This window comes from Clostridium sp. OS1-26, from assembly GCF_030915445.1.
GTDB lineage: Bacteria > Bacillota > Clostridia > Clostridiales > Clostridiaceae > Clostridium_AM.
The window spans coordinates 1,366,327-1,388,318 of sequence record NZ_CP133264.1; the positions used below are offsets into that span (position 1 = coordinate 1,366,327).

At 32.6% G+C, this 21,992-nt stretch carries 24 protein-coding genes and 1 other annotated feature; of the genes, 9 read left to right on the plus strand and 15 right to left on the minus strand.

Annotated elements, in window-relative coordinates:
• Positions 1–18 precede the first annotated feature (18 nt).
• Both RCG18_RS06775 and RCG18_RS06780 read right to left on the minus strand, forming a co-directional pair.
• Positions 19–588: an indolepyruvate oxidoreductase subunit beta gene (locus RCG18_RS06775; RefSeq protein ID WP_308040589.1), complete on the minus strand. Its 570-nt coding sequence runs from the start codon at positions 586–588 to the stop codon at positions 19–21.
• A 12-nt stretch (positions 589–600) separates the two neighbouring features.
• Complete coding sequence (locus tag RCG18_RS06780; protein ID WP_374119041.1) at positions 601–2,391, minus strand: thiamine pyrophosphate-dependent enzyme; 1,791 nt, start codon at positions 2,389–2,391, stop codon at positions 601–603.
• Positions 2,392–2,599: 208 nt separating this feature from the next.
• Here RCG18_RS06780 and RCG18_RS06785 point away from each other — a divergent pair, with 208 nt between their 5' ends.
• The 9 genes from RCG18_RS06785 to RCG18_RS06825 all read left to right on the plus strand — a co-directional run bounded on the left by RCG18_RS06785 (position 2,600) and on the right by RCG18_RS06825 (position 10,893).
• Positions 2,600–3,073, plus strand: a complete 474-nt coding sequence (locus tag RCG18_RS06785) for a methylated-DNA--[protein]-cysteine S-methyltransferase (protein ID WP_308040591.1) — start codon at positions 2,600–2,602, stop codon at positions 3,071–3,073.
• 76 nt (positions 3,074–3,149) lie between these two features.
• Positions 3,150–3,402, plus strand: a binding site (T-box leader).
• Positions 3,403–3,479: 77 nt separating this feature from the next.
• On the plus strand, positions 3,480–4,871 hold the full coding sequence (gene asnS / locus RCG18_RS06790; RefSeq protein ID WP_308040592.1) for an asparagine--tRNA ligase: 1,392 nt from the start codon (positions 3,480–3,482) through the stop codon (positions 4,869–4,871).
• A 247-nt stretch (positions 4,872–5,118) separates the two neighbouring features.
• Positions 5,119–5,364, plus strand: a complete 246-nt coding sequence (locus RCG18_RS06795) for a TM1266 family iron-only hydrogenase system putative regulator (RefSeq protein ID WP_308040593.1) — start codon at positions 5,119–5,121, stop codon at positions 5,362–5,364.
• An 18-nt stretch (positions 5,365–5,382) separates the two neighbouring features.
• On the plus strand, positions 5,383–6,576 hold the full coding sequence (gene hydF / locus RCG18_RS06800) for a [FeFe] hydrogenase H-cluster maturation GTPase HydF (protein ID WP_308040594.1): 1,194 nt from the start codon (positions 5,383–5,385) through the stop codon (positions 6,574–6,576).
• Positions 6,577–6,844: 268 nt separating this feature from the next.
• Positions 6,845–7,330, plus strand: coding sequence for a dUTP diphosphatase (locus RCG18_RS06805; RefSeq protein ID WP_308040595.1), 486 nt, complete (start codon positions 6,845–6,847; stop codon positions 7,328–7,330).
• 100 nt (positions 7,331–7,430) lie between these two features.
• Positions 7,431–7,862 carry a DMT family transporter gene (locus RCG18_RS06810; RefSeq protein ID WP_308040596.1) on the plus strand — a complete coding sequence of 144 codons (432 nt, stop codon included), beginning with the start codon at positions 7,431–7,433 and terminating at the stop codon, positions 7,860–7,862.
• Between the two features lie 198 nt (positions 7,863–8,060).
• Positions 8,061–8,951 (plus strand): selenium metabolism-associated LysR family transcriptional regulator, encoded by an 891-nt coding sequence (locus tag RCG18_RS06815; protein WP_308040597.1) that lies wholly within the window; start codon positions 8,061–8,063, stop codon positions 8,949–8,951.
• 102 nt (positions 8,952–9,053) lie between these two features.
• Positions 9,054–10,250, plus strand: coding sequence for a S8 family serine peptidase (locus RCG18_RS06820; protein WP_308040599.1), 1,197 nt, complete (start codon positions 9,054–9,056; stop codon positions 10,248–10,250).
• Positions 10,251–10,383: 133 nt separating this feature from the next.
• The gene (locus RCG18_RS06825) at positions 10,384–10,893 is read left to right on the plus strand and encodes a ferritin (RefSeq protein WP_308040601.1); all 510 of its coding nucleotides are present in this window, start codon (positions 10,384–10,386) and stop codon (positions 10,891–10,893) included.
• A gap of 55 nt (positions 10,894–10,948) precedes the next feature.
• Here RCG18_RS06825 and RCG18_RS06830 read toward each other — a convergent pair whose 3' ends face one another.
• From RCG18_RS06830 to RCG18_RS06890, 13 genes are all read right to left on the minus strand, one after another.
• Complete coding sequence (locus RCG18_RS06830) at positions 10,949–11,896, minus strand: phosphoglycerate dehydrogenase (RefSeq protein ID WP_308040602.1); 948 nt, start codon at positions 11,894–11,896, stop codon at positions 10,949–10,951.
• 150 nt (positions 11,897–12,046) lie between these two features.
• On the minus strand, positions 12,047–12,892 hold the full coding sequence (locus tag RCG18_RS06835; protein ID WP_308040603.1) for an acetyl-CoA carboxylase carboxyltransferase subunit alpha: 846 nt from the start codon (positions 12,890–12,892) through the stop codon (positions 12,047–12,049).
• Positions 12,893–12,936: 44 nt separating this feature from the next.
• Complete coding sequence (accD, locus tag RCG18_RS06840; protein WP_308040604.1) at positions 12,937–13,812, minus strand: acetyl-CoA carboxylase, carboxyltransferase subunit beta; 876 nt, start codon at positions 13,810–13,812, stop codon at positions 12,937–12,939.
• 37 nt (positions 13,813–13,849) lie between these two features.
• Positions 13,850–15,196, minus strand: a complete 1,347-nt coding sequence (locus RCG18_RS06845; protein WP_308040605.1) for an acetyl-CoA carboxylase biotin carboxylase subunit — start codon at positions 15,194–15,196, stop codon at positions 13,850–13,852.
• 86 nt (positions 15,197–15,282) lie between these two features.
• Positions 15,283–15,729, minus strand: coding sequence for a 3-hydroxyacyl-ACP dehydratase FabZ (gene fabZ, locus RCG18_RS06850; protein ID WP_178907270.1), 447 nt, complete (start codon positions 15,727–15,729; stop codon positions 15,283–15,285).
• Positions 15,730–15,756: 27 nt separating this feature from the next.
• Positions 15,757–16,278 (minus strand): acetyl-CoA carboxylase biotin carboxyl carrier protein, encoded by a 522-nt coding sequence (gene accB / locus RCG18_RS06855; RefSeq protein ID WP_308040606.1) that lies wholly within the window; start codon positions 16,276–16,278, stop codon positions 15,757–15,759.
• Between the two features lies 1 nt (position 16,279).
• Complete coding sequence (fabF, locus tag RCG18_RS06860; protein ID WP_308040607.1) at positions 16,280–17,518, minus strand: beta-ketoacyl-ACP synthase II; 1,239 nt, start codon at positions 17,516–17,518, stop codon at positions 16,280–16,282.
• Positions 17,519–17,545: 27 nt separating this feature from the next.
• On the minus strand, positions 17,546–18,292 hold the full coding sequence (gene fabG / locus RCG18_RS06865; protein ID WP_308040608.1) for a 3-oxoacyl-[acyl-carrier-protein] reductase: 747 nt from the start codon (positions 18,290–18,292) through the stop codon (positions 17,546–17,548).
• Between the two features lie 15 nt (positions 18,293–18,307).
• Positions 18,308–19,243 (minus strand): ACP S-malonyltransferase, encoded by a 936-nt coding sequence (fabD, locus tag RCG18_RS06870; protein WP_308040609.1) that lies wholly within the window; start codon positions 19,241–19,243, stop codon positions 18,308–18,310.
• A 14-nt stretch (positions 19,244–19,257) separates the two neighbouring features.
• Entirely contained in the window at positions 19,258–20,205 is a 948-nt protein-coding gene (gene fabK, locus RCG18_RS06875) for an enoyl-[acyl-carrier-protein] reductase FabK (RefSeq protein ID WP_308040610.1), read from the minus strand.
• A gap of 51 nt (positions 20,206–20,256) precedes the next feature.
• A complete protein-coding gene (acpP, locus tag RCG18_RS06880) occupies positions 20,257–20,475 on the minus strand; it encodes an acyl carrier protein (RefSeq protein ID WP_308040611.1) in 219 nt (72 codons plus the stop codon).
• A gap of 29 nt (positions 20,476–20,504) precedes the next feature.
• Positions 20,505–21,485, minus strand: a complete 981-nt coding sequence (locus RCG18_RS06885; protein ID WP_308040612.1) for a beta-ketoacyl-ACP synthase III — start codon at positions 21,483–21,485, stop codon at positions 20,505–20,507.
• Positions 21,478–21,954, minus strand: a complete 477-nt coding sequence (locus RCG18_RS06890; RefSeq protein WP_178907278.1) for a MarR family transcriptional regulator — start codon at positions 21,952–21,954, stop codon at positions 21,478–21,480. The genes RCG18_RS06885 and RCG18_RS06890 overlap by 8 nt, the downstream gene beginning before the upstream one ends.
• Positions 21,955–21,992: the final 38 nt, after the last annotated feature.

Sequence of the window (21,992 nt, forward strand, 5' to 3'; positions counted from 1 at the left end):
TTGGCATACCCCTATACATTAAACTCTACCTTTTTTAAATGCTTCTATATTTGCATCTATAGTGCTTTTAGGAACGTTATTTTTAATTACTTCAATCCAACTTTCCTCTTTAAAAGGCAAAAATTTTGATAAGCATCCTAATAGTACTATATTGGCAGTCTTTATATTCCCTGAATCTTTTGCTATTTTATTAGCCTCTATAGAAATTACATCTAGGCCTTTACTTCTAATCTTATCTTCTATATTCTCAGGATATTCTTCCTTCTCAATTAATACCCTATTAGGGAATACTATCTCATCATTTACTATAACTTTAGCTCCATTTCTTAAGCTTTTCGCCCATCTTAATCCTTCAAGCTTTTCCATAGCTAATAATATGTCACCTTCGCCCTTTGGTATAATTGGAGAATAAACTTTTTCACCAAATCTTACACTGCCCCAAACCATACCTCCTCTTTGCGAAAGGCCAATAACGTCACTAGTTCTAATATCATATCCTTCTTTAAAAGCAGTTTCAGCTAATATTTTAGTTGCAACAACAAGACCTTGACCTCCAACTCCGCTAATCAATATATTTGTTATACTCATAACCATCCCCCCTTAACTATTTGCCTCTGAGCTTCTTTTTATAGCTCCTACTGGACATACCTGTGAACAAACAGAACACCCTACACACATATCCGGATTGATATAAGAATTTTTCTTATCCTTACCTGGATATTGTTTCATGGATATTGGCGGACAGTTAGTTCTAATACAACTTCTACAGCTTATACATATATTTTCATCAACGTAGAAGTGAGGTTGTTTAATTTTAAAGTTTAAAGCACATGGTCTAGTCGTAACAATTATGGATAATCCTTCTCTTTTCATTGCAGCATGTATTGCTTCTTTAGTTTCCTTATATTTAAATTGATCTACTATTGTAATATCCTTTATGCCAAAAGCTTTTAATACTTCTGGAATACTTATACTATAGCTATCTCTATCTTTAAAGTAATCTCCAGTTGTAAAGGTCTCCTGACCACCAGTCATTGCAGTAGTTCTGTTATCCATTACAATAACAGTAATATTCTCTTTAGTTTTCGCTAATTGAAGCATTCCCGTCATTCCAGAATGAAAAAATGTACCATCACCAATTGTAGCAACTATTGGCTTTTTCTTTCCAGCTTTACTCTGAGCTACTGCAACTCCTATAGCATTTCCTAAGGAAGCTCCCATGCTTATATTAGTCTTATGAACCTCAAAAGGCTCTAGTATACCAAGTGAATAGCATCCTATATCTCCCATGACAGTAGCGTTAGCCATCTTCAGAATGTGGAATATTGGTCTATGAGGACATCCTGAACATAACATAGGTGTTCTTGGTGGAATTTCTTCCGATTCAACATCTGTTTCGTTAACATCTGCTTTTGATATAATGTCTAACTTTTCTAATCCTTTTCGTATTTCATCTATTGTAAGCTCACCAGTAAATGAAAAATATTCTTTACCCTTAACCTCTATTTCATTCATTTTTAGAGCTTCCTCTATATATGGCATGAGTTCTTCAATTACAATTATTTGTTTATACTTACTACTTAAATTTTTAATTTTTTCTATTGGTAATGGCCATACCATTGCAAGCTTTAAAATGGAAGCTTTAACATTCAACTCTTTCAAACACTCATAAGGCATACCACTGCTAATAATTAAGGTATCTGAACCTTCCACTTCATCTAAGGTATTTAAGTCTAATTCATTATTAAACCCTTGAAGCTTTTCCATTCTTTCCTTCATAAAGTACTGTTGTTTATTAGCATTCGGAGGAAGCATACAATACCTTGATTGTTCTGCAACAAATCCTTCTACTTCCTTCTCTTCTCTATCAGATAGTTCTACAATTCCCCTACAGTGACACAGCCTGCTAGTCATCTTTAATAATACAGGAGTATTAAAGGTTTCACTGATATTTAGGCCAATTTTAACAAAATCTTTAGCTTCTTGTGGGTTAGATGGTTCAAATACAGGTATATTAGCATACTTTCCCCAAAATCTACTATCTTGTTCGTTTTGAGAGCTTGTAAGTCCTGGGTCATCACCTACTACTAATATAAACCCTCCCTTAGTTTTTATTTGTGTAAATGTCATGAATGGGTCTGCTGCTATGTTTATTCCAACATGCTTCATAGATACCATGCTTCTAGCTCCGGCGAAGCTTCCTCCCATAGCCACTTCAAATGCAACCTTTTCATTTGTTCCCCATTCACAGTAAACTTCAGGATAGTTTTTTAAAGATTCTAGTATCTCTACTGTCGGTGATCCTGGATAACTTGATGCTACTACACCTCCCGCTTCCCAAAACCCTCTGCTTATTGCTTGATTACCTGTTAATACAACTTTTTCGTTCAATAATAACACCCCCGTTTAATTTATGTTCATTATGTAAATATATATTATTATGCTACAATTGAAAAATATCCCTTATATCCTAATAATTATTATCGTATCACAACCACTATTAATTATCAATAAAATATTTTAAACTAATGTAGACAATTACATTGTCCTTATTATAAACTATTAATATAACAAATTTATTTTAATTTAGGTGAGAGTTATGGATAAAATATATACTGTATATTACAAATCTCCAATTGGCACTATAGAACTTAAAGGCAATATTGATGGTGTTATTTCCTTATACTTTATAGAAGAAGATGTAAAATCTTCTGAAACTGCTGATTGTTTAGTTGAATGTGTTAATCAACTTGATGAATACTTTAAAGGTGTTAGAAAGAATTTTTCACTAAAACTAAATATCAGTGGAACTGAATTTAGAGAAAAGGTATGGAATAAACTTCAAGATATACCTTATGGAGAAACATGCTCTTATTTAGATATAGCCAAGGCTATAGGAAATGAAAAAGCTGTAAGAGCTGTAGGTGGTGCTAACCATAACAATAAAATAAGCATAATTATTCCTTGTCATAGGGTCATCGGAAATTCCGGAAGTTTAACTGGATATGGTGGAGGGCTATGGCGAAAAGATTGGCTGTTAAACCACGAAAAAAGTTTTAAAGATACAAAATAACGAGCTAATAATTATTGACATATAATTTTATAACTATTATAATTTTAAGATAAAATATTATCATTTTAACATAATATCTAAAACTATGATGAGAAAAGTACATATAGAACTTATTTAAAGCGAGTTGATGATGGTGGAAGATCAATAATCAAGTCTGTATGGAAGAACATCTCTGAGTTTCTAACCGAATTTTAAATAAAAGTAGGCTTAGAGGTATCCAATACCTTATAATTGGTAAGCATAAAATCATTTGTTTTTTGCTTTTTAAAGTTGGTCATATTTATGACAAATTGGGTGGTACCGCGGAACTTAAGCCTTTCGTCCCTTTGTGGATGGAGGGCTTTTATATTTATACATATTTGGATAAAATATCATAATATCATAAAAAATAAGGAGGATTTATAAAATGGACGTAACATTAGTTAAACAACTTTACAGAGAATGCGAAAAATTTGCTGATAAAGATGTAAAAATTTCAGGATGGGTTAGAACAGTAAGGGATTCTAAAACATTTGGCTTCGTTGAAATAAACGATGGAAGCTTTTTCAAAAACGTACAAATAGTATTTGAAGATAGTTTAGATAACTTTAAGGAGATCACTAAGCTTCCTATTAGTACATCACTAGCTGTAGAAGGTACAGTAGTTCTTACACCAGATTCAAAACAACCTTTTGAAATTAAAGCTAAAAAAATATCAGTAGAGGGAACTTCTTCTTCAGACTATCCTCTACAAAAGAAAAGACATACTCTTGAGTATTTAAGAACTATAGCACATTTAAGACCTAGAAGTAATACATTTTCAGCTGTGTTTAGAGTTCGTTCAATAGCTGCTTATGCAGTTCATAAGTTCTTCCAAGAACAAGGTTTTGTATATGCTAATACTCCAATAATCACGGGAAGTGACTGTGAAGGTGCTGGAGAAATGTTTAGATTAACTACATTAGATATGCAAAATGTTCCAAAGGATGATAAAGGAAATATAGATTTTTCTCAAGACTTCTTTGGAAGAGAGACTAATCTTACTGTAAGTGGTCAATTATCCGCAGAGTGTATGGCTCTTGCTTTTAGAAATGTTTATACCTTTGGGCCAACATTCAGAGCAGAGAATTCATACACAGCAAGACATGCTGCTGAGTTCTGGATGATTGAACCTGAAATGGCTTTTGCAGAATTAAAAGATTATATGGATGTAGCTGAAGGTCTTGTTAAGTACGTTATAAAATACGTATTAGCAAATGCACCTGAAGAAATGGAGTTCTTCAGTTCATTCGTCGATAAAGGATTAATGGATAGATTAAACAATGTTGCTAATTCTGATTTCGGAAGAATAACTTATACTGAAGCTGTTGATATTCTTAAAAAATGCGGCGAGCAATTCCAATATCCAGTTGAATGGGGAATTGACCTACAAACAGAGCATGAAAGATACTTAACTGAAAAAGTATTTAAAAAGCCAATATTCGTTACAGATTATCCAAAGGATATTAAAGCATTCTACATGAGATTAAATGAAGATGGCAAAACTGTTGCTGCAGCAGACTTATTAGTACCTGGAGTTGGTGAAATTGTTGGTGGAAGCCAAAGAGAAGAACGTCTTGATGTTCTTGAAAAGAGAATTGAAGAAATGGGCCTAAATAAGCAAGATTATTGGTGGTATTTAGAGCTAAGAAAATATGGAGAAACTAAACATTCAGGTTTTGGTCTTGGATTTGAAAGAATTCTAATGTATATTACAGGAATATCTAATATAAGAGACGTAATTCCATTCCCAAGAACAACTGGATCAGCTGAATTCTAATATATAAGAAATATGCGACATAAAAAACTGTGTCGCATATTTTTTATTATTTGACATGTTTATTATATAAAATTATAATTAAGATAATTAATCTGATTTAATGGAATACTCCGTTATTTTAGATTTTTGAAACTTTAAATTTTATTTGACCTAATTGCAAGGATTTTTCTAAGCAAAAGGGAAGGAGGGATACTTGGTAAATATCTTTGGCCTTTTGCCAAAGCTTTTTTGTTTTGGAGGTAAAATTATGGAGAAAAGAATAGGCGTTGTTGGTATTGTAATAGAAAATCTCGAAAGTGCTTCAAAAGTTAATGATATATTACATTATCATTCAGAGATTATAGTTGGAAGGTTAGGAATTCCATACAGAGAAAAAAATCTATCTGTTATTTCACTAATAGTAGATGGCACATCGGATGAAATAAGTGCTATGACAGGAAAACTTGGGAAAATTGATGGCGTAAACGTAAAATCAGCAATAACTAAAAAATAAAATTTTAGGAGGATAACTATGCAAGACACACCTAAAGCTAATAGATTGCATATAGCTATTTTTGGTAGAAGAAATGCTGGAAAATCTAGTTTAATAAACTCTTTAACTGGTCAAGATATTGCTCTTGTATCAAACCTTGCCGGAACCACTACTGATCCTGTATATAAAGCTATGGAGCTTTTACCAATAGGCCCTGTTGTAATTATAGACACAGCAGGTCTTGACGACACAGGCGAAATCGGAGAACTTAGAGTAAAGAAAACAAAAAATGTCATGGAAAAAACCGACTTAGCTTTATTAGTTTTTACATCGGACTCCTCTGATTTTTCACTTGAACGTGAGTGGTTTGAGGAACTTAAAGAAAGAAAAATTCCTATCATAGGTGTCATAAATAAAATAGACCTAGTTGATATGAATATTGAAGACTTAAAAAGTACTTTTGATATCCCTTTTGTAAAAGTTAGTGCAAAGGATAAAAAGAACATAGGAAAACTGAAAGAATTTATACAAGTTAATGCTCCTATTGATTTTGAAAAATCGACTATAGTAGGAGATATATTAAAGGATAAAGATAAAGTAATCGTAGTTGCTCCCCAAGATATTCAAGCTCCTAAAGGAAGACTTATTCTTCCTCAAGTACAGGTAATTAGGGACATACTTGATAACGATGCTTTGGCACTTACAGTTAAGGATTCTGAGCTTATTGATATTCTTCAATCCTTAAACACAAAACCTGACTTAGTAATTACTGATTCTCAAGTATTTAAGAAGGTAAATGAAATAATACCTGATGATGTTCCTTTAACTTCTTTTTCTATACTTATGGCTAGGTATAAGGGAGATTTAGACATATTAATTAAAGGTGCAAAAGCCATTGATAACTTAAAGCCTAATGATAAGGTTCTAATTGCAGAAGCTTGTACCCACCATGCTCTTAAAAATGACATTGGAAGAGAAAAACTTCCTAATTGGCTTAAAGAAAGAGTTGGTGGAGAGTTAAATATAACAGTAAATGCAGGTGTAGATTTTCCAGAGGACTTATCTGACTATAAGCTTATAATTCATTGTGGAGCTTGTATGTTTAATAGAAAACAGTTTATGTCTAGACTTATAAGAGCCTCAGAACAAGGTGTTCCTATAACCAATTATGGAACAGCTATTGCTCACATCAATGGTATCCTTGATAGAGTGACAAAAATATTTTATAAATAACATTTAAGAATTAATTCATTATTAAAAAGCAGAAACTTACCAACTATAAATTTGGTATTTCTGCTTTTATTTTTAATATATAATAACATAATAATATTCAAGTAATAAATTTTTTAAAATTTTTAAAAAAATTTTATGTAACCGATTACGTGTTATTTCAATATTTAACGTTTTTCGTTAAAATATATAGGTAGGAATAAGATCTTATTACAAATTTTTTATTTCAATTTTATTTAATTATAAGGATATGGAAAGGCGGCCTTATTATATGAATTTCTCAAAACTATTTAAATTGCAAGAAAACCTAGATAATCGTATTTTACAACAGAGGGGACTTGATAATAAATCTTTAACTTCAAAGAAAATATTAGCCTTACAGGTAGAAATAGCTGAGCTTGCAAACGAAACACGATGTTTTAAGTTTTGGAGCGACAAAGGACCTTCAAATAAAAGTATTATTTTAGAGGAATATGTTGATTGCCTTCACTTTATATTAACGCTGGGTCTTGAGAAACAATTTAATGATATTGAAGTAGAAATCAGAGATCTTCAATATGACATTACTGCACAATTTTTAAATCTTTATGTAGATATAAACGACTTTATAGTTTCTTCTTCTAGAGACCATTACTTAACCCTGTTTGAAGACTTTTTAAGTCTCGGTAAAAGCTTAGAATTTTCTATTAATGAGATTGAAGAAGCTTATATTGAAAAAAATTCTGTTAACCATAAAAGACAAATAGAAGGATATTAAAATAAAAAGCCCATGATTTTAAATCATAGGCTTTTTGCTTTATTTCATTCATAATAAGTACATACTATGGTTAAACTAGTTTTGGGAAGGTGATAATTAAATGCTTGGTATAATAACTTCATTAATAGCTGGAATATGTATGAGTTTTCAAGGAGTTTTCAATACACGCCTCGCCGAAAAAATAGGTTTATGGGAAACTAACGTTATAGTTCAGGCAAGTGGACTATTATTAACGATAATAGCAGTACTTATCTTTGGAAGTAGTGGTTTTAAAAACATAAAAAATTGTAATAGGCTTTATCTCTTAGGTGGAGTTTTAGGAGTTATAATAATATACACTGTTATGCGAGGAATTAAATCCCTCGGGCCAACTTGTTCAATTTCAATTATTCTTGTTGCACAACTTACTTCTGCTTCTATAATTGATGCTTTTGGTCTTTTTCACTCTACTCAGGTCAAGTTTGGAATGACCAAAATTATTGGAGTTATAGTAATGATAGTAGGTATATTAATATTTAAATATAAGTGTTGATAAAATAAGGCTGATATAAATTTTCAGCCTTATTTTATTGTTGAAAACTTTTATAAATAATTTTCATTTTATATTAGATTATGCAGTGTAAAAATTATTTATTAGACTATTTAACAATATACATATATAATATATTGTGGTTGTTAAATTTATGTTATTATTTTAATATAGAATATTTTATCTTTGGGGGGTAATTTAATGGATTTTAAGCAAATAGAAGCCTTTATAAATGTAGCAAAATTTAAAAGTTTTTCTAAAGCAGCAAATTCTAGCTTTTTATCACAACCAGCAATTAGTTCTCATATAGCAAGCCTTGAAAAAGAATTAAGTATTCAACTTTTTGATAGAACTTCTAAGGAAGTACTTCTTACACCTGCTGGAGAATCATTTTTAAAATACGCTATAGATATATTAAATACTCGTGATAAAGCAATATCACATTTAGCAAACTTCAACGGAAATGTCAGTGGAAAGCTTAAATTAGCTGCTAGTACTACACCCTGCAATACCATTCTGCCTTCCTTACTTAGGAAGTTTCATTTATTATACCCTGAAGTATCTTTTGATATAGTAGAAAATAGTTCTGGTGAAATTATTGAAAATATTATCAAATTTGATTACGAGTTAGGTATGGTTGGAGAGCCCATTAATGATGAAAAGGTTAAAAGTTATGAACTTATACAAGATGATCTAGTGGTAATATCTTCTCCTGAATTAAATGTTCCAGATACAATTAGTATAGATTCTCTTTTTAAATATACATTTATAATGCGTGAGGAAGGTTCTGCTACACGTAGAACTTTTGAAAATGTCCTCCAAAAACATGGGTTTGACACCTCTGCTATAGACGTATGTTTTGAAGTAAATAATTTAGATGCAATATTTCAATGTGTGAAAGAGGGACTTGGAATATCTGTAGTTTCAAGACAGATTTCTAAAAACTATTCTAGCATTGGACTTATAAAAGAAAGCTACATACAAGACCTTGCTCTAAAAAGATCTATTTATCTAGTCGTGAGTTCTAAGAGAACGCTTACTCCAACTGCCAAAGCTTTTTTTAAGATGTGTAAGGATCAATTTAAATTTTAATAATAATATTTACTACGCTCCTAAAAATTAATTTTATCTTAGCACATATATTATAACTTAGTATTATAATATATAATGTAATTAATTTTTAAGGAGCTTTAAATGTTTTCTATTAAGAATAAATTAGATCCTGATTTGAGGATGGCTATAGATAAAAAATATTATAAGAGCTATAGAGTACTTATTTATTGCAAACACCTACCAGAAGTTATAGAAAAGAAAATTAAATCCTATAAAGGCAACTTAATTCATTTCATTCCTTTTATAAATTGTATATGTGCAATTCTCTCTCCTAATGCTATAGATAGAATATTAGAATTTCCTCAGGTAAGCTATATCACCTTCGATAGCCTAGCATTGTTATGTGGAAAAGGCGTACTCGCTTCCAATGGCGTAGTATTTCAGGAGAGGTATAAACTTACAGGTAAAAATATATGCATAGGCATAGTAGACAGTGGTGTTTATCCTCATCCAGATCTTTTAACTCCTAAGAATAAAATTAAGGGTTTCATTGATTTAATAAACAACTTTAAATATCCCTATGATGATAATGGCCATGGAACTTTTATGAGCGGAATAATATGTGGTACTGGCCATTTATCTAAAGGAGTATATAAAGGTGTAGCAGAAAATAGCTCCATATTTTCAATTAAAGCCTTTAACAGCATAGGAAAAGGCTATGTATCTAATATACTATTTTCAATACAAACTTTAATTGAAAATAGCACTGAATATAATATAAAAGTTATATATCTTCCATTTGAATTGGCTTCAATCAATTATTTTATCATATCATTATTTTCAAAAATATTCGACATAGCCATAAAAAATAGTATAACTATAGTTGTTCCATCAGGACACAATGGAAATTCTGAAAGTAGTATTTCTGGTATTGCAACTTTAGAAAATTGTATTACCGTAGGAGGCGTGGACACTACTAATACTCCTATAAAGCCATACAAATATTCCTCCTCTGGTCCTTTTGCCAAGTTAGAAAAACCAGATTTATCAGCATCTGCTGTTGATATATGCTCCCTTAACTCAAATATTAATTATGTCTCAGAAAAAAACGGAATGAAACTATATCCTCAGTCTTTGGAAAGTCCTTACACTTATTACAGTGGGACATCTTGTGCTGCAGCCTATGTCAGTGGGATTTGTGCACTTTTATATGAAAATAACCCCGAACTAAGTTTTAAGGATTTAATTTCACTGTTAAAAGTATCTTGCAATCTCAAAGATATGTCCAAGTGGGTTCAAGGAGCAGGCACTATTGACTTAAATAAATTACTTCCTTAACAGGTTAAATATTAATTACAAAATCATTAAATTTACAAAAACATATTCAAAAAACACTTAACATATGTTAATATATTCTAAAAACTTAGTTAATTTATATAACTTTGTAAATATAAACTTAGGAGGTACTATTATGTTAAGTGATAAACTTATGAATGCCATAAACGATCAAATAAACTATGAATTATATTCTGCTAATGTTTACCTTGCAATGCAGTCATATTTTGCATCAAATGATTTAGATGGATTTGCTAATTTTTTCAAAGTTCAAATCCAAGAGGAGACTTTTCATGCGAACAAATTTTTTGATTACCTAAGTCAAATGGATGGTAGAGTAATTATTAGCTCTATGCCTGCTCCGCAAAGTGATTTTGAATCGGTATTACATGTATTTAAGGAAGCTTTAGCTCATGAAAGAACAGTTACTCAAAGAGTCTATAATCTAATGGATATTGCTACTGAAGAAAGAGAGCATGCAACTATAAGCTTACTTAAGTGGTTTATAGATGAACAGGTAGAAGAGGAGACTAACTTTGGAGGTATCGTAAAAAGACTTGAAAGAATGGGCGAAGATTCTGCAGCTCTTTATATGCTTGATGCTGAATTAGCATCAAGAGTATTCACTCCTCCAACTAATGCATAATTTAAATTTAAAACATAAAAAGTAAGGCAGATAATCATAGTTATCTGCCTTATTTTTAATAACCTTTATTTATATCTATTATATTAACTAGTTTTTCATTTTTCATATATCTTTTCATATTATCATATATCATATTAAATCTTCGAATATTCCTCATCTCAGATATCCATGAATTATGAGGTGTTATAATCACATTTTCTAAGTTCCATAAAGGACTGTCTGGGTGCATCGGCTCATTCTCCACTACGTCTAAGGCTGCACCATAAATTTTACCTTCATGGATGCTTTTTATTAGATCTTTTTCATTTATTATAGAACCTCTGGCTACATTTACAATGCATGCACCTTTCTTCATACATCTAAACTTTTCATCATCTATTAAGTGATGTGTCTCTCGTGTGTACGGAATTGTAACAACAACTATATCACTAGCGGCCAACATTTCATTTATATCTTTTAATCCATAGCATTTATCGAAATACTGAACCTGCCTTCCAGCAGTATTTAATCCTAAAATTTTTACATCAAAACCTGATAATCTTTTTGCCGCTTCTTCAGCAATACTTCCTGTCCCTATAAAACCTATAGTCTTTCCGCAAAGCTCCAAAATAGTAGAATCCATTTTCCACAGCTTGTTCTTTTGATTTTCATATAATCTATGGCTGTGTTTTAAAAGCTCTAATATTTTCAATACAATCCATTCTCCCATTGGTACGCTGTATCCGCCTCTATTATTAGTTATCGTAATGTTGCTATTTTTTATATAGTCCAATGGCAATTGATCTATTCCTGCACTAGATAATTGAATCCACTTCAGCATCTTCATTTTGCTTATATCTAGAGTTTCAAATGGATTATAACATACTAAAACCTCTACATCCTTTAGTAATTCACTATAAACAGCATTTTTTTCGTTTATAGTTATAATGTCATACCCTAAGCTTTTGATTTTATTCATGTTTTCTTGTCCATGGTCATAAGTAAATAATGCTTTTACAGGCATTTTATTTCACCTCGATTTGCCTATAAATATAAAGTAGCCTTTAGTACTAAAGGCTACTTTATATTTATGTTATATATTATATTTTATCATCACAAACACTTAATTACAATATTTCCCTCTAACTTGCGCAAATAATAAGTTGTGTATTTATTATTCTATATATTTACCCATAGCTCTAAATTTATTATATCTTTTTTCTATAAGCTCTTCTAATGATTGTTTCTTTAACGTATTAAAAGATTCTATTAGTTCCTTTTTTATCAATGCAGACATCTTATCTACATCCTTATGGGCTCCTCCAGCAGGTTCCTTAAGCACCTTGTCAATAATTCCATATTCTTTTAAATCTTTTGCTGTTATCTTCATAATTTCAGCAGCTTCTTTAGCTCGAGAAGCATCTTTCCATAGTATACTTGCAAATCCTTCAGGCGATAGTATTGAGTATACAGCATTTTCTAGCATCCATACTTCATCTGAAACAGCAAAGGCTAGTGCTCCACCACTGCCACCTTCTCCTATAACTATGGAAATGATAGGAGTTTTTAAGCTTGACATTTCTAAAAGATTTCTTGCAATAGCTTCTCCCTGTCCTCTTTCCTCTGCTCCTGTGCCACAAAATGCACCTTGAGTGTCCACAAGACATAGAATAGGTCTATTGAACTTTTCAGCCTGTTTCATAAGTCTTAAACCTTTTCTATAACCTTCTGGGTGAGGTGATCCAAAATTTCTCTTTATTTTTTCTGCGGTATTTCTTCCCTTTTGATGCGCTATTATAGTTATAGGTTCACCATTTAATAAAGCTATTCCGCCAACAACAGCCGAATCGTCGCTAAAATATCTATCTCCATGAAACTCTATAAAAGAGCCAAATATTTTCTCTATATAATCAAGAGCGGTAGGTCTTTCGACCATTCTTGCTAGAGATACTCTCTCCCATGCAGTTTTATTATCAAGTTTTTGAGTTATTATTTTCTGTACCTTTTCTAACTTTTCCATATGAGCAGCTTCCTTTCTTTAGAAATATAAATATGCCCAAATACTTATATGTTTCTATTATGAATTACGAGTATTTTCTTTAGTACACCTTTTAATTCATTTCTAGAAACTATTTTATCTATAAAACCATGCTCTAATAGAAATTCAGCCCTTTGAAAACCTTCAGGTAGCTTTTGTCTTATAGTTTGCTCTATAACTCTTTTACCTGCAAATCCAATTAGTGCACCTGGTTCAGACAAAATTATATCCCCAAGCATAGCAAAACTTGCAGTAACTCCACCTGTAGTTGGATCTGTAAGTACAGTAATGTATAGTAGTCCTTCTTTATCAAGCTTACCTAATGCAGCACTTACCTTTGCCATCTGCATAAGTGAGAACATACCTTCCTGCATTCTTGCACCACCAGAAGTGGTGAAAATAATTATTGGCAGCTTTAGTTCAATAGCTTTCTCCACAGCTCTAGTAATCTTTTCTCCTACTACAGATCCCATACTTCCCATCATGAAGTGGCTATCCATTACACAGATGACTACATTCTCATTACCAATGCATCCTCTTCCAGTTACCACAGCCTCATTCATGTCGGTATTTTCTCTCATCTTTTTTACTTTTTCTTCATATCCGTTGAACTCTATAGGATTATCAGAAATCATATTTTTATCGAATTCTTCAAAAGTATCGTTATCTATTATAAATTCTATTCTCTCTCTTGCTGTCATTCTAAAGTGGTGATTACATTGGCTGCACACTTTATTATTTTCTTCTAAGTCATTATTATATATTATTTTACCACAACTATCACATTTTACCCACATACCATTAGGAATGCTAGGCTTCTGTTCTAAAGCATCTTCAGCTTTTCTTAATGCTTGTTGACTAACAGTAATATATTTAGTTTTCTTAAAGAGATTATTCAACAAGTTAGCTCACCTCCAGTCCAATTCACAAGAATTTTTACTACGAAATATTAAATCTGTTTTCAATAAATCTAGTATCATAATTGCCATTTATGAATTCTTCACAATTTATAAGCTCAAATTGAAAATCTATATTTGTACGAACTCCATCAATTATAAATTCTCCTAAAGCTCTTCTCATTTTTTTGATAGCCTCTTCTCTATCCTTTCCATGTACGATGAGTTTAGCTATCATTGAATCATAATATGGAGGTATTACATATCCTGAGTATACCGCACTGTCAACTCTAACATTAAACCCTCCTGGTACATACATATCTTTTACTTTACCTGGACATGGCATAAAACCTCTGCTAGCATCTTCAGCATTTATTCTGCATTCGATAGCATGCCCACTAATCCTTATGTCTTCCTGTGAAAAGCTTAATTTTTCACCTGCTGCAATTTTTATTTGTTCTTTTATTAAATCTATTCCTGTAACCATTTCTGTTATAGGATGTTCTACTTGGATACGGGTGTTCATTTCCATAAAATAATAATTTCCGTTTTTATCTAATAAAAACTCTATAGTACCTGCATTATTATAATTTACTGCCTTAGCTGCTCTCACCGCAGTTTCTCCCATAGATTTTCTAAGCTCTTCTGTCATAATAGGGCTTGGTGCTTCTTCTAAAACTTTTTGATTTCTTCTTTGCATGGAGCAATCTCGCTCTCCTAAATATACGATATTACCAAAGCTATCTCCTAGAATCTGAATTTCAACATGTCTTGGTTTTTCTATAAACTTTTCCATGTATATTGTTTCGTCTCCAAACGCTGCTTTTGCTTCCGCTCTAGCATTTTCGTAAGCCTTTATAAGTTCACTTTGTTCGTAGACTATTCTTATACCTCTTCCACCGCCGCCTGCAGATGCCTTAATCATAACAGGGTATCCTATTTCTTCTGCAAGTCTTGATAACTCATCTTCGCCTTCAACAGCACCATTAGATCCTGGAACTACAGGCACTCCTGATTTAGTCATGATATCTCTTGCATTAGACTTGTTACCCATATTTTCAATACATTCTGGATCAGGTCCTATAAAGGTAATGTTACATTCCTTACACATCCTAGCAAATTTACTATTCTCAGATAAGAATCCAAATCCCGGATGAATAGCCTGTGCTCCTGATAACACAGTAGCACTTATTATATTTTGTATATTTAAATAGCTGTCTTTTGCAGCAGCTGGACCAATACAGATAGCTTCATCTGCCATTTGAGTATGCAGAGCATCTTTATCAGCTTCTGAATAAACAGCTACTGTCTCAATTCCCATCTCTCTACATGCTCTTATTACTCTGACAGCTATTTCTCCTCTATTTGCAATTAATATTTTATTAAACACTTTTAAAAATCCACTCCCAATACTCTAGTTTTTTACTATATGGGTATATTTTAATAAACCCATATAGTAATTTTACCACACTTAAACTAGCCTATCATAAACATTATTTCTGCTTCTGCAGCCTTTTTATCTTCTACATAGGCTGTTGCCTTACCTATACCCGCTGGTCCTTTAATTTTTACAATTTCTACTTCTAGTTTTAAAACATCTCCTGGTACTACTTTTTTTCTAAATTTAGCCTTATTTATTCCTCCAAAGAATGCTATTTTACCTTTAAAACTATCCTGACTCAAAATAGCTACTGCACCAGCCTGTGCTAACGCTTCTATAATTAGCACCCCTGGCATAACAGGCTCCGCTGGAAAATGGCCTTGAAAAAAGTATTCATTCATAGTCACATTTTTATATGCTATAACCTTTTTTCCTGGTTCCATATATGTCACTTTATCTATCAATAAAAATGGATATCTATGAGGAATAATCTCTTGTATTTCCTTTACTCCAAGATTTACATTGAACTCTTCCTGTTCCATCAGTTTTCCTCCTAGCAATATATTAATCTATTTATTTACTCTTATTTTAAACATAGACTGGCCATATTCAACCATTTGAGTATTCTCAACTAAGATTTCTACAACTTCTCCATCTACTTCGCTTTGAATCTCATTCATAAGCTTCATGGCCTCTATGATACATAGTGTGTCACCCTTTTTTACTTTTGAACCAACCTTTACAAAAGATGGCTTATCTGGGCTTGGAGAACTATAGAAAGTTCCAACTATAGGTGATACTACCTTCTCTATATCTTCATCATCGATTTTTATCTTCTCATCTTCTTTAGCTTCTTCTACAGCTACTTTAACAGGCTCTTTTACTTCTGCCGCTATTTCAGCCTTATTGCTTTCTTCTACAATATTTGTAACTTCTTTTTCAGTATTCTCATTTGCTACTATTGTTTTATGGAAATCAGGTTCTCCCTGCTTTCTCATTATTATAGAAATACCTTCCCAATTAACCTCTAAGTATCCTAACTTAGAGTTATCAACAGTTTTTATCATTTCTTCAATTGCTTTAAAGTCCATATTACTCACTCCACTTTTTTAATAAAATTACTGCATTATGTCCACCAAAACCAAGGGAATTAGACATAGCATATTTAAGTTCTGAAACTCTACCTTCATTTGGAACATAATCAAGATCACATTCTTCATCTGGCATCTTATATCCAGCTGTTGGTGGGATAAATCCTTCTTCTAAAGCCTTAACACATGCTATAGCCTCTATAGCTCCTGCTGCACCTAATAAGTGTCCTGTCATAGACTTAGTAGAACTTATAGGTATATTTTTAGAATTTTCTCCAAACACCCTCTTTATTGCACTAGTTTCAAACTTATCATTAACTGGAGTACTAGTACCATGAGCATTTATATAAGATACTTCTTCTTTATTTATTCCAGCTTCATTAATAGCAATCTCCATAGCTCTTGCAGCACCCTCTCCTTCTGGATCCGGAGAAGTTATATGGTAAGCATCACAAGTTGATCCATATCCAACCACTTCAGCATATATAGTGGCTCCTCTTTCTTGAGCATGTTCTAGAGATTCCAGTATTAATATTCCAGCACCTTCCCCCATTACAAAACCATCTCTCTCCTTATCAAAAGGAATAGATGCTCTTTTCGGGTCATCACTTTTTGATAAAGCAGTTAATGATGTAAATCCTGCTACTGATAATGGCGTAATTGAAGCTTCTGTTCCTCCAGCTATCATTACATCAGCTAAATCATTTTTTATAGCATGGAACGCTTCACCTACACAATTTGTTCCTGTAGCACAAGCTGTTACTACATTAGTACATATTCCCTTTGCACCAAATCTAATTGCTATATTTCCAGCTGCCATATTACTTATAATCATAGGTATGAATAATGGTTGAACTCTGCCAGGACCTTTTTCTAAAAGCTTTGTTTGTTCTTTTTCTATAACTCCTATGCCACCAATTCCTGAGCCAACAATAACTCCGAATCTTTCTTTCGGCATATTTTCTATATCTAACTTAGAATCTTCTACTGCCTCAACTGCTGAAGCTATTGCAAATTGACAAAATGCATCCATTCTTTTAGCTTCTTTTTTATCAAGATATTTTAAAGGATCAAAATCCTTAACTTCTGCTGCTAATTTTACTTTAAAATTTTCTGTATCAAATGCTTTTATAAAATCTATACCTGGTATTCCGTTTCTTATGTTATTCCAGAATGTTTCAACATCATTTCCTACTGGAGTTACTGCACCTAGTCCCGTTATTACAACTCTTTTTGTCATTATAAGTTCACCAACCTTTAACTTAATTTACATAACCATTCCACCATCTACATTTATTACCTGACCAGTAATATAATCTGCAGACGGTGAAACTAAAAATGCTACCATATTTGCTATGTCTTGTGCACTACCAAATCTTTTTAAAGGTATGTTATTTAGCGTGCTTTCTTTAACCTTATCTGATAGAACTTCTGTCATATCTGTTTGAATAAAGCCTGGTGCTACAGCATTTACATTAATTCCTCTTGAAGCAAGTTCTCTTGCCGCAGATTTAGTAACTCCTATTATTCCTGCTTTTGCTGCGGAGTAATTTATTTGTCCTGCATTACCAGTTACACCAACTACTGAAGAGATATTAACTATCTTTCCACCTTTTTGTTTTACCATCACAGGTGCAGCATGCCTTATACAGTTAAATGCTCCCTTTAAGTTTACATCTATAACCTTATCGAAGTCTTCTTCTTTCATCCTAAGAACTAATCCATCTTTAGTTATTCCTGCATTATTAATAAGTATATCTAAAGATCCAAAAACTTCAACAGCCTTTTTTACTATATTTTCAGCTTCTGAAAATATGCTAACATCTCCTTGAACTGCTATAGCCTTACTTCCTTTACTTTCAATTTCCTTAATTACATCTTCAACAGATTTAGAATCACTTCTATAGTTAAGTACTAAATTTGCACCAAGTTCTGCTAGTTTAACCGCTATAGCTTTACCAATTCCACGACTAGCTCCAGTTACTATTGCCGTTTTTCCTTTTAAACTCTCCATATGCCATTCTCCATTCTACTTTTTTAATTTCTCTATAGTACTTTCTAGAGATTTTAAATCTTGAACATTTAAAATTGTAGCTTTTCTATTTATTTTTTTTACAAAACCACTTAGTGCCTTTCCAGGACCAACTTCTACAAAAGTATCTACTCCCATATCCATCATTGTTCTTATACTCTTCTCAAAAAGCACTGTGCTCATTACTTGCTTTTTTAGATATGGTTTTATATTATCCTTATTCTCAACAGTTTCTCCAGTGACATTTGTTATTACAGGAATTTTCAAGTCATTTATAGAGATATCCTTAAGCTCCACTTCTAGCTTTTCTGCCGCTGGTTGTAACATTGATGTGTGAAAAGGACCACTAACAGCTAACATTACAGTTTTTAATGCTCCCTTTTCTTTTAATTTTTCACAAGCAGCTTCAACAGCTTTTACTTCTCCTGCAATTACTATTTGACCTGGGCAATTTAAATTTGCAGGCTCAACTACACCTATATTAGAACATTCGTCACATACTTCTCTTATGCTCTCTTCATCTAATCCAATAATAGCAGCCATAGTACCAATACCTTGTGGTACTGCTTCTTGCATATACTTTCCTCTCTTTTTAACTAACTTTACAGCTTCTTCAAACTCTAATGCTCCACTATAAACTAAAGCAGAGTATTCACCCAAACTTAAGCCTGCAGTAACATCAGCATATATGCCATGGCTCTCTAATGCCTTAAGTGCTGCAATACTTACAGTTAAAATAGCAGGTTGAGTATTTTCTGTGCTATTCAACTCATCTTCTGGTCCTTCAAAACACATTTTACTTATAGGAAATCCTAGGGCTTTATCAGCGCTTTCAAAAACTTCTCTACACCCTTCTATATTATCATATAATTCTTTTCCCATGCCTACATATTGTGCCCCCTGACCTGAGAATAAAAATGCTATTTTACTCATATAGTCCTCCTAAGTCATTTAACTCCAAAAATTTGGCTAACACTCTTTAATTGTGTTTCTGCTTCAGTAAATATTTCTTCTATTATTTCATTACAACTTTGCTCTTTACAAACAAGTCCTGCTATCTGTCCAGCCATTACTGATCCATTGTCAATATCACCTTCACGTACAGCTTTGGAAAGAGCTCCTCTTCCAAGTTCCTCAAACTTTTCTAATTCAGCTCCTTCTTTTTCAAGTATCTGGAATTGTCTTGTTAACCTATTTCTTAAAACACGCACTGGATGACCTGTAGGTCTACCTGTAACCTGTGTATCAATATCTTTTGCACCTAGTACCTTATTTTTATAGTTTTGATGAACAGTACATTCATGTGCAACTAAAAATCTTGTACCAACTTGTATTCCTGCTGCTCCAAGCATAAAGGCAGCAGCTGCTCCTCTTCCGTCACCTATTCCTCCTGCAGCTATTACAGGAATACTTACAGCATCTACTACCTGTGGAACTAATGCCATAGTTGTAAGCTCGCCAACGTGTCCCCCTGACTCACAGCCTTCAGCAATAACTGCATCTACACCAGCTCTTTCCATTCTCTTGGCTAATGCCACTGATGCTACTACAGGAATAACCTTTATATCATGCTGCTTCCACATGTCAATATATTTACCTGGGTTACCAGCTCCAGTTGTAACTACTTTAACCCCTTCTTCACAAACCATTTTAGCTACGGCCTCTGCAGTCTCACCTAAAAGCATTATATTTACTCCAAAAGGCTTATCTGTCATTTGCTTAGCCTTTCTTATTTCATCTCTTACCCATTCTAAAGGAGCATTTCCAGTTATAATACCAATACCTCCTGCATTAGATACTGCTGCAGCTAGAGAACTATCTGCAATCCAAGCCATACCTCCTTGGATAATAGGATACTTTATACCAACCATTTGGGCAAATGCGGAATTAATCATATTTTTTCCTCCTGACCATATACAAATTTATTATTTCACATTAATCTACTTTTATATTTTTTTCTCAACAAAGTTTACTGCTTCTTCTACAGTTTTAATTGACTCTGCATCTTCTATTTGAACTCCAAATTCTTCTTCTATTTCAATTATTATTTGAAATAGGTCTAACGAATCTATGCCTAGTTCTTGAAATGAAGTGTCTATTGTTATATCCTTTTCATTTAATCCTAGTTGTTCTGCCATTATTCTTTTTATTTTCTCAAATACCATTTTGTCCTCCATAGCTTAAATAAATTTACTTACCATTCCATTATTAATCCACCATAGGTAAGTCCCGCTCCAAAGCCTATAAGTAAAATCTTATCACCTGTTTTTAGCATATTTTTTTGCACCATCTCATCTAGCGCAATAGCAATACTAGCTCCAGATGTATTACCATATCTGTCTAAATTAATATAAAACTTTTCTTCACTTATACCTAATTTTTTTACTGCAGATTCAATTATTCTATAATTTGCTTGATGAGGAATTATATATTTTATATCTTCAATTGAACACTTTGCATCTTCTAAGAGTTTTTCCACTCCCTTAGTCATAGTTCTAACTGCAAATTTAAATACTTCTCTTCCATCCATCTGTATTTTATATTTTTCAGGGATATAAGCAGTTTCCTCTCGTACATACGGATTGACAACCGGCATAGCTCCACAAGTTAGTGCATTTCCTTTGCTTCCTTCTGAGCCAGTATATGTAGCCAATACCCCTCCTTTGTCAGAAGCTCTGAGTACAGCTGCCCCTGCGCCATCACCAAATAGAACACACGTATTTCTATCCTCCCAGTTAAGGGCTTTTGACATTGTCTCAGCTCCCACTACTAATATAGTTCTAGCAGCTCCAGTAGTTATAAATTGAGTAGCTACAGTTATTCCATAAATAAATCCTGAACAAGCAGCTGATAAATCAAAACATGTAGCATTTACAGCATTTATATTACCTTGTACCATACAAGCTACTGAAGGAGTAAAGCTATCTGGTGTAATTGTAGCTACAATTAGTAAATTAATATCTTCAGGTTTAATATTGGCCATTTCAATAGCCTTTAGTGCTGCTTTTGTAGCCATATCAGATGTATCTTCGCCTTCAGATATTCTTCTTTCTTTTATACCAGTTCTACTACTTATCCATTCATCACTGGTATCCATAATACAGGATAAGTCTTCATTAGTAACAATTCTTTCTGGTACATAACTACCTGTACCTATTACCTGTACTTTATTCATTGCCTTTCTCCTTTAAGTTAGTATTTAAGTTATATTTGGATATAAAAAATTTATTAATTTTATCTAGGGCTTTCACCAAAGTTTCCTCTTCCTCTTTTGTAAGTCCTTCAATGCTTCCCTTTACCATATCAGAATGAAACTTTCGATGAACTCTATAAGCAAGCTTTCCTAGTTTTGTCAGTTCAATATATACTATTCTTCTATCTTCTTCACTTCTTTTTCTTTCTACATAGCCTTTTCTGACTAGATGACCTATCGCTGTAGTCAGCGTTCCTAAAGTAATATGCAGCTGACATGCAACTTCTGTCATAGTTCTTGGCTTATACATTCCTATTGCTTCAATAGTATGTATTTCTGTAACGGATAAATCCCTAAAAGAACCAGATTGAAGAGCGTTTTGTTCAATTTCTAGTATATCATTAAAAATGCCTACTAAAAGCTCATTTAAAACGCTAATACACTTAGTCACATAATCACCACTTCTAAAATTTAAATTAAATAAGACAC

What these genes read in the sequence shown, in the direction of transcription:
- RCG18_RS06795 (WP_308040593.1), top strand. Translation starts at nt 5,119, where the DNA reads ATGGAGAAAAGAATAGGCGTTGTTGGTATTGTAATAGAAAATCTCGAA.
- fabG (WP_308040608.1), bottom strand. Translation starts at nt 18,292, where the DNA reads ATGGAGAGTTTAAAAGGAAAAACGGCAATAGTAACTGGAGCTAGTCGT.
- fabD (WP_308040609.1), bottom strand. Translation starts at nt 19,243, where the DNA reads ATGAGTAAAATAGCATTTTTATTCTCAGGTCAGGGGGCACAATATGTA.
- fabF (WP_308040607.1), bottom strand. Translation starts at nt 17,518, where the DNA reads ATGACAAAAAGAGTTGTAATAACGGGACTAGGTGCAGTAACTCCAGTA.
- RCG18_RS06805 (WP_308040595.1), top strand. Translation starts at nt 6,845, where the DNA reads ATGAATTTCTCAAAACTATTTAAATTGCAAGAAAACCTAGATAATCGT.
- RCG18_RS06815 (WP_308040597.1), top strand. Translation starts at nt 8,061, where the DNA reads ATGGATTTTAAGCAAATAGAAGCCTTTATAAATGTAGCAAAATTTAAA.
- RCG18_RS06825 (WP_308040601.1), top strand. Translation starts at nt 10,384, where the DNA reads ATGTTAAGTGATAAACTTATGAATGCCATAAACGATCAAATAAACTAT.
- acpP (WP_308040611.1), bottom strand. Translation starts at nt 20,475, where the DNA reads ATGGTATTTGAGAAAATAAAAAGAATAATGGCAGAACAACTAGGATTA.
- RCG18_RS06820 (WP_308040599.1), top strand. Translation starts at nt 9,054, where the DNA reads ATGTTTTCTATTAAGAATAAATTAGATCCTGATTTGAGGATGGCTATA.
- fabK (WP_308040610.1), bottom strand. Translation starts at nt 20,205, where the DNA reads ATGATTAATTCCGCATTTGCCCAAATGGTTGGTATAAAGTATCCTATT.
- accB (WP_308040606.1), bottom strand. Translation starts at nt 16,278, where the DNA reads ATGGACTTTAAAGCAATTGAAGAAATGATAAAAACTGTTGATAACTCT.
- RCG18_RS06810 (WP_308040596.1), top strand. Translation starts at nt 7,431, where the DNA reads ATGCTTGGTATAATAACTTCATTAATAGCTGGAATATGTATGAGTTTT.
- hydF (WP_308040594.1), top strand. Translation starts at nt 5,383, where the DNA reads ATGCAAGACACACCTAAAGCTAATAGATTGCATATAGCTATTTTTGGT.
- fabZ (WP_178907270.1), bottom strand. Translation starts at nt 15,729, where the DNA reads ATGGAACAGGAAGAGTTCAATGTAAATCTTGGAGTAAAGGAAATACAA.
- RCG18_RS06830 (WP_308040602.1), bottom strand. Translation starts at nt 11,896, where the DNA reads ATGCCTGTAAAAGCATTATTTACTTATGACCATGGACAAGAAAACATG.
- RCG18_RS06775 (WP_308040589.1), bottom strand. Translation starts at nt 588, where the DNA reads ATGAGTATAACAAATATATTGATTAGCGGAGTTGGAGGTCAAGGTCTT.
- RCG18_RS06835 (WP_308040603.1), bottom strand. Translation starts at nt 12,892, where the DNA reads ATGGAAAAGTTAGAAAAGGTACAGAAAATAATAACTCAAAAACTTGAT.
- RCG18_RS06785 (WP_308040591.1), top strand. Translation starts at nt 2,600, where the DNA reads ATGGATAAAATATATACTGTATATTACAAATCTCCAATTGGCACTATA.
- RCG18_RS06885 (WP_308040612.1), bottom strand. Translation starts at nt 21,485, where the DNA reads ATGAATAAAGTACAGGTAATAGGTACAGGTAGTTATGTACCAGAAAGA.
- asnS (WP_308040592.1), top strand. Translation starts at nt 3,480, where the DNA reads ATGGACGTAACATTAGTTAAACAACTTTACAGAGAATGCGAAAAATTT.